The 6,867-nt window shown below is 60.4% G+C and carries 5 protein-coding genes, 1 tRNA gene and 1 pseudogene; 5 read left to right on the forward strand and 2 right to left on the reverse strand.

From position 1 onward, the window contains the following. On the forward strand, positions 1-717 hold the full coding sequence (locus ACXAIC_RS14615) for a uroporphyrinogen-III synthase (protein ID WP_475180538.1): 717 nt from the start codon (positions 1-3) through the stop codon (positions 715-717). On the opposite strand, the gene ACXAIC_RS14620 is transcribed toward ACXAIC_RS14615, so the two are convergent. Continuing rightward, complete coding sequence (locus tag ACXAIC_RS14620; protein WP_475180540.1) at positions 703-1,371, reverse strand: hypothetical protein; 669 nt, start codon at positions 1,369-1,371, stop codon at positions 703-705. The genes ACXAIC_RS14615 and ACXAIC_RS14620 overlap by 15 nt on opposite strands. Positions 1,372-1,429: 58 nt before the next feature. Here ACXAIC_RS14620 and ACXAIC_RS14625 point away from each other — a divergent pair, with 58 nt between their 5' ends. The 4 genes from ACXAIC_RS14625 (at position 1,430) to ACXAIC_RS14640 (ending at position 6,690) form a co-directional block, all read left to right on the forward strand. Continuing rightward, positions 1,430-2,761, forward strand: a complete 1,332-nt coding sequence (locus ACXAIC_RS14625) for a COG4223 family protein (protein ID WP_475180544.1) — start codon at positions 1,430-1,432, stop codon at positions 2,759-2,761. 74 nt (positions 2,762-2,835) lie between these two features. Next, complete coding sequence (locus ACXAIC_RS14630) at positions 2,836-4,842, forward strand: heme biosynthesis HemY N-terminal domain-containing protein (protein ID WP_475180547.1); 2,007 nt, start codon at positions 2,836-2,838, stop codon at positions 4,840-4,842. Positions 4,843-5,097: 255 nt separating this feature from the next. Then, a tRNA-Thr gene (locus ACXAIC_RS14635) sits at positions 5,098-5,173 on the forward strand. Between the two features lie 356 nt (positions 5,174-5,529). After that, positions 5,530-6,690, forward strand: coding sequence for a hypothetical protein (locus tag ACXAIC_RS14640; protein ID WP_475180550.1), 1,161 nt, complete (start codon positions 5,530-5,532; stop codon positions 6,688-6,690). 61 nt (positions 6,691-6,751) lie between these two features. Here the strand turns inward: ACXAIC_RS14640 and ACXAIC_RS14645 are convergent. Then, positions 6,752-6,867 (reverse strand): annotated as a pseudogene (locus ACXAIC_RS14645) (IS5/IS1182 family transposase); the annotation flags it as partial.

Here is a 6,867-nt window from a genome sequence, read left to right on the forward strand (position 1 = left end):
ATGCGCTTTCTGGTGACACGGCCGCAACCGGATTGCCACCGGACCGCAGATGCGCTCCGGGCCGCTCACCACCGCGCTGATGAAGCGCCGCTCCTGACCTTCTCAGCCAGACCCCCGGAGCAGTTTGATCTGACGAATGTGACTGCAATGGCCATCTCCAGCCGCCGCACGGTCTCCGTATTGCGCGGCCATGCCCAGTTTGCCGATCTGGCACGGCTGGTGGTTTACACCGTTGGCGATTCGACTGCGGAGGCCAGTCGTGCGGCGGGATTTTCAACCGTTCGCTCCGCCTCGGGCAATGTGGCGGCCCTTGCACAGCTGATCGCAGAGGATCCGCAGACGGTCGGCAGCGGCAGTATTCTTTATCCGGCGGCCCGGGACCGGGCGGGAGATCTGGAGGGGCTGCTGCAGGCGCGGGGCATTTCCTGCCGCGTGTGCCCGGTCTATGCGATGATGCCCGCGCAGGCCTTGCCCGGGGAGGTGAGCCGCGCCCTGGCTGGCGGGCTTTATGACGGCGTTCTGATCTTTTCCAGGCGCACGGCTGCCACGTTTTCAAAGCTGCTGGGCGCGGCCGGGCTCGATCACATTTTGCCCCGATTGCGGGTCTATGCGCTCTCTGAGCAGGCCGGCGCACCGCTGGCCAGCCTTACGCAGGTGGAAGTCGCTGAGTTTCCGGCGGAAAAAGCACTTCTGGAGCTGGTTTTAGGAGAGTCTTAACCAGAACCGGGGGAGTCGTTGTTTTGCAGCGCGCAAAAGTCTGGGCCGCAGCGGTACCGCTTCGCAAAGAGGTGTGTATAGTGAAGGGTGGAACCTGAGCAAAAAGGGTTCAGGAGGAGTAGAGATGGCGACGGACAACAAATCTTCTGGCGGAACATCCTCTTCAGGCGGCGCCAAAGGCGGAGCCTCGGACACGCCGGGCAGCAGCGCCAAGCCTTCTGCGAGCGCGGGGGCGGCATCCAAGCGGCCCGTGACGATTGATCTGAAAGCCAAAGAAGTTGCCGACAAGCCGGGCAGTGCGTCTTCCGGCAGCAGTGCGTCAGCCAGCGTGCCGAAATCCGGATCCGCCTCAACGGCTGCAGGCAAGCCGGGCGCACCCAGTGCTGGCGCGGCAGGGGCCGCCTCATCCCCCCCGCGGCCGGGGGCTGCTGGAAGTTCTTTGCCGAGCGGGGGCAGCGGCCTCAGAGCAGCCGATACGTCTTCGTCATCATCATCGTCCCGGCCTTCGACTGCCGCTTCATCCTCCAGTTCGTCTGCTTCGGGCAGTTCGGCGCCGTCTTCCGCTTCCGCCTCCGGGAACTCCTCCGGGACCAAACCGGGATCTGCTTCGGGCAGCAGTGCTTCCAAACCCTCCGCAAGCTCCAGCTTTTCCAATCCTCCGGCTGCCGAGGATCGGGGTGGAGTTGGAGCCTTCGGTGTTCTGATTGCCGCTGTGATTGGCGGGATCATCGTGCTGGGCGGTGGTTTCGGGCTGCATCAGGTGGGTCTTTTGAAGATGACGCCGGAGAAGGATCAGCAGCTGGCCAGCGCGCTGTCACGGGCAGAAGGACGGATTTCCGAACTGGAACAGGAGCTTGGATCCGTTCGAACTTCGGTCCAGGGGCAGGATGCCAGCCAGGCGGTTGCCGCTTTGGAGCGCAAGCTGGCGGCTTTGGAGAGCGATCTGGAAACGGCTGTTTCCTCAGCAACTGACGGGGCAGGCTCTGCGGTGGAGGCTTTGAAGTCCGACTTTGAGACTTTCCGTAATTCCGTTGAGATCGGGGCAGGTGGCGCCGGGGTCACCGTCAACCTTGCGCCCCTGGAAGAGCGGCTTGCCAAGCTTGAAACTTCGGTTGGCCCAGAGATACAGACGGATCTGAAGCCTCTCGAAGACCGGCTTGCCAAGCTTGAAAGTGCGACGACCTCGTCTAGCAGCGAGGCAGATAGGCTGACAGGGTCCCTGTCCGGGCTGGAAAACCAGCTCACCAGCCTCAAGACGCAGATCAGCGAGGTGGAGGCCCGATTGCAGACGACAGAAGCGGCTGCCAAGACGGCCCAGACGGCTGTGTCCACAGCGGATGTTTCCTTGAAAACCCTCGCCGACAGTCAGGCCCGGGCCTCGGAAACCCTCTCTGGTCTTTCCGCTGACCTCAGCGCGGCAGGCGCATCCAGCAAGAACGCTCTGGATCAGATCCGCAGTGAACTGACGGCCCTATCCGCGCGGCTCCAGCAGGTGGAAACCACCATGGGCGATGCCACCGCCCGCGAAGTGGCAGCGCGGGCGCTGTCCGTCTCCGCGCTGAAATCGGCGGTGGATTCCGGCCGGCCCTATGAAACGGAACTTGCAGCGGTGAAAGCCGGTCTCCCGGCGGATATCGATCTTGCCGCGCTGCAGGCCCACGCCAACACCGGTGTCGAGCCCGTCTCCGTTCTGATTGCCCAGTTTCCGCCAGTGGCGCGGGAGATCTACCAGACCTTTTCCCAACCGGACCATTCAGAGGATGTTCTGGACAGCCTTCTGGCGAGCGCAAAGTCGATCGTGTCGGTGCGCGGGCCCGGAGATGCGCAGGGTACAGGTCCGGAAGCGGTGTTGCGGCGCATGGAAAATGCGGTCTCCAAGGGGGATCTGCAGGGCGCGGTTGCCGCCTATCAGGACCTGCCGGAAACGGCAAAGGCGGTTGGCAGTGACTGGATTGCCCGTGCAGACGCGCGCGTCGAGGTGGATGCGCTGACAGACAAGGCGTCGCAGGAAGTGCTGAAAGCACTTGCGGCGAAGGACAGTTGAGTGGCTGCCAGCCACCAGCGCCGCCAAATGATGTTTGAGCCGGGCAGGCCCGGCAACGCTTGGGAGCGAGCTACATGATCCGCGTCTTTCTCTTTTTCGGGATGGTGTTTCTCCTTGCGCTGGGATTCACCTGGATGGCGGACTTGCCCAGCATGGTGCGGGTCAGCTGGAACGGATATGTCTGGGAACAGCCGCCGGTGGTTGCGGCGCTGGTGGCCGGCATTTTGCTGGCGGTGTTTCTGGTTATTGTCTGGGCGGTCCGGGTGGTTCTCAAATCGCCCCAGATTGCGGGCCGTTTCTTCCGGCAGCGGCGCAAGGACAAGGGCTATGCGGCTTTGTCCGCAGGCCTGATTGCCCTGGGGACGGGCGATGCGAAACTGGCCCGGCGCCATGCTCTTGAGGCGGACAAGCTTCTGCCTGTTGAACCGGCAGCCAAGCTTCTGCTGGCCCAGACCGCTCAGCTTGCGGGCAAGGATGACGAGGCTCGCCAGCGCTTTGAAGCCATGCTCGATGCGCCTGAAACCAAGGCGCTTGGCCTGCATGGGCTGTTTGTGGAGGCCGAACGCCACAAGGAACCGGTCGCGGCCCGCCATTATGCGGAAGAAGCGGCCAAGACCGCGCCCGGCCTGGAATGGGCCGGAAAGGCGGTGCTTGGGTATCAGGCCGTGGCCCATCACTGGGACGAGGCGCTGAAGACCCTTGAGCGCAACTATGCCGCCAAGCTTCTGGACAAGAAGAGCTACCGGCGCCAGCGGGCGGTGATCCTGACCGCCCTGGCCATGAAACTGGAAGACGGCGAGCCGGAACGGGCTTATTCCCTGGCCAAGGAAGCCCATGGCCTGGCGCTGGATCTGGTGCCCGCCGCCGTTCTGACCGCGCGGCTGGCAACCCGCCGGGCGGATCTGCGCAAGGCCGCCAAGGTTCTGGAAGCCACATGGCGCCTGGCCCCCCATCCCGAGCTTGCGGCCGCCTATGCCCATGTGCGCTCCGGTGATTCGGCTGTCGACCGGCTGAAACGGGTGAAATCACTGGCTGCGCTGCGGGCGGGCAGCCCCGAGGGCGGGCTGGCCGTTGCCCGGGCCGCGCTGGAAGCCCGTGAATTCGATGAGGCCCGGGGCGAACTGAAGAAGGTGCTGCAAAGTGATCCCTCCCGGGCCGCCTTTTTGTTGATGGCCGAGCTGGAAGAAGCCGAACATGGCGATGAGGGCCGCATGCGCGGCTGGCTTGCCCGGGCCTTGAAGGCGCCGCAGGACAAGGCCTGGATTGCAGATGGCCTCGTCTCTGCCGACTGGCACCCGGTCTCCCCGGTCACCGGAAAGCTGGATGCCTTTCAATGGCAGGTGCCCGGCAGCGCGCTGGAAGAAGACGAAGAGCTTGTGCTGGAGGACAGCCTGTTCGAGGCGCCGGCGCTGCCGGTTGCACCTGCTGTCCCGGCCGCAGCCACGCCTGCAGCGGCAGCCGCTGACGCGGCCACGTCGGCTGAGGCCGCTGACATACCTACTGTTGACCTGACGCCGGTCGGAAAAGCGGACCCGGTTCAGCCGTCAGAAGCGCCCGCAGCCGAAGCGCCCGCTGCTGACGGACCGGCAGCACAGGCGGCTCCCGAGCCGGCGGCACAGGCCGCCCCCTCTGATGCCAAAAAGGGTTATGAGGGCACGACAGATGATGTGCGCCACAGCCCGCCGCTTTCGGACCTGCCGGACAGCTCTGCAGCTTCCGGCAGCCCTGCTGCTGCGGCGACCGGGGCAGACAGACCAGAGACAGCAGCTACATCTGCCACCGCCAAGGCGGCCGCACCGCCTGCACAGAGCAGCGCCAAAGACAGTGCCGCTTTCGCTGAAACGGCCTCAGACAGGGATCCCAAGGGCGCCAATACTCCAAAGGCTTCTGTTCAGCCCGCTGCCGCCGCCCAATCTGCGGCGGGACAGGACGCAACACCGGGCAATGGTGCCTCCGAGGAGAAGGCGGACCGTCTCAACCAGCCGATCCAGTTTCCCCTTTCCCGTATGCCCGACGATCCGGGGACCGAGGAGGAGGACGACACCTTGGCAAAGAGCCCCCGTCCGCGGTTCTTCAATTGACGGCGAACTCCCGCCTGGCTGCCCGTCTGATCTGCCCGGCTGATCTGTCTGGGCTAGGTGCGTGTTGGCTCATGGGCACGGGCTGAGCCGTTTCAGGTCAGGTGGGGTGTGCTTCTTTTGGGAGCATGTGGATTTCCGGCAAAGATCCTTTGCCAAGCCTCTTGCATCTCGGTCAAAGCTCCGGTAATTAGCGGCCCACTCGAGAGCGTTCGAGACGGCGCACCAACCGGTCGCCAAGCCTGGTTTTCAAGGCATGCTGCTGTAGCTCAGCTGGTAGAGCACGTCATTCGTAATGATGGGGTCGGGGGTTCGAGTCCCTTCAGCAGCACCATCTTCCCCAAGCGACCAAAACTGCAAAATGACGAGCTTGGCGGGACCTGCGCCGAGTGTCGTTTTTACACTCCATCAAGACATACTTTGCTGCTGATGAAAGTGGCGCTTGGTATTACCCAAAGTCTCAAATGCGGACAAAGCAGACGCCGTTCCGCCTCGAAAGCACTTTGGGATCTATCCTGCTATGAAGAGGGCGGATTATGAAGAGGGCGGATCGTCAAGGGAGCAATTGAGCACTCGGGACGGAAGGGTTGACCAATGAGAGAATGTCGCTAAGCACTGTGCGGAGGCTAGGTCTCAGTAACCCGGTTTCCATCGGATATCATTCCTTCCAAGGTTGAGGAAATTGAGAGAATGAATGAGAAGAATTTGGTCGTTAACGATTTCCGCGTCGCAACGACAGAAGGAGGAGTGCTAAGGACTTCGTGCTCAATCCAGAATGACGGTGTAGCCGTAGACATGTGGTTTGAGGTGTCAGGCTTTCCCAAAGACAGCACTATCGAATCTGCAGATGCATTTTTTGCGCCGTGTCTACTTCTTGGCCTTAAGCACAACTTGCCAATAATTTTCGACGTTCCTGTCTCTGAGTGTATTGCTCATCAGCGTGCCGACCTGATCTACATTTTTGGGACACAGTTGGGCTTTAACCCTAGGCTAAAGGTTAAAGTCTCCGAGCCAATAGCGATTGATCGCAAGGTGACAGGTGCTATTACTGGTTTCTCTGCAGGTGTCGACAGTTGGTTCTCGCTCAAAGAAAATCTCATTGAGTGTCAACTGCACACAAAAAAGTTAACACATTTGCTTGTGAGTGACGTTGGGGCAAATACCACGGAAGAGAAGCAGCAGCAGGTGCTCGCCCAAGCAAGGGATGTCGCAGCTGAATTTCGGTTGGGACTGGTAAGTGTGAAGAGCAATATGGCCGACGTTCTAAAAATGAATTTTCAACGTACACACACCGCTCGCAATGCGTCTGTAGCGCATCTGCTAACGTCGATCGCCAACACCTACTATTATTCTTCAGCAGACACTTATGATTACGCAGGCGTATTTCCAACGGACGACATGGCGTACGCAGACACGATAATCCTTCCACTTCTTTCTACTGTTTCGATGACCCTTCGCTCTACAGGCTCCGCTTTCACCCGGGCTGAGAAGACGCGTGAGATTCTCAGTATTCCTGGAATTGGCGAGCGCCTTGACGTTTGCGTCGCTCACAATCACAAAGGAGAGAAAATCAATTGCGGGGCTTGTTGGAAGTGCTCTAGGACTCTGTTGACGCTCGAAGCCTTTCAGGCCCTTGATCAGTTTGAGCATGCATTTGATTTAGATGCCTACGGCAAAAAACGCAGCCAACGTATTTCAGAATTTTCCGCGAGTAAAAAACCAACTGAGCGCGAAGCGTTCAAGCTTGCTAGCGAAGCCGGTCTGACTGGTCCTATATTGCTTCATCAGGCACAATCGGTCGGAGTAAGAGCGGCGAAGCGCCTAAAGCGCGCCTTGAAAGTATTGCTGTAAAGAGGGTCTCGGCGGTGATTGCATACGTTGCTTTCGGGATTTTGCTAGGGTCTGTGGACATCTAGCGCAATGCGATGATCGTTGCTGCCAGGTTCCATGAGGCTTGATAGCTGGTATCGGTTTTATCGTATCTTGTATTTATGCCTCTGAACTCTTTGATTTTGCTGAAATAGTTTT

Source organism: Roseibium sp. AWQ4_254 (genome assembly GCF_056161025.1).

Excerpts from the sequence above, each read along its gene's own strand:
- ACXAIC_RS14615 (WP_475180538.1), top strand. The coding sequence starts at position 1 with ATGCGCTTTCTGGTGACACGGCCGCAACCGGATTGCCACCGGACCGCA.
- ACXAIC_RS14630 (WP_475180547.1), top strand. The coding sequence starts at position 2,836 with ATGATCCGCGTCTTTCTCTTTTTCGGGATGGTGTTTCTCCTTGCGCTG.
- ACXAIC_RS14640 (WP_475180550.1), top strand. The coding sequence starts at position 5,530 with ATGAATGAGAAGAATTTGGTCGTTAACGATTTCCGCGTCGCAACGACA.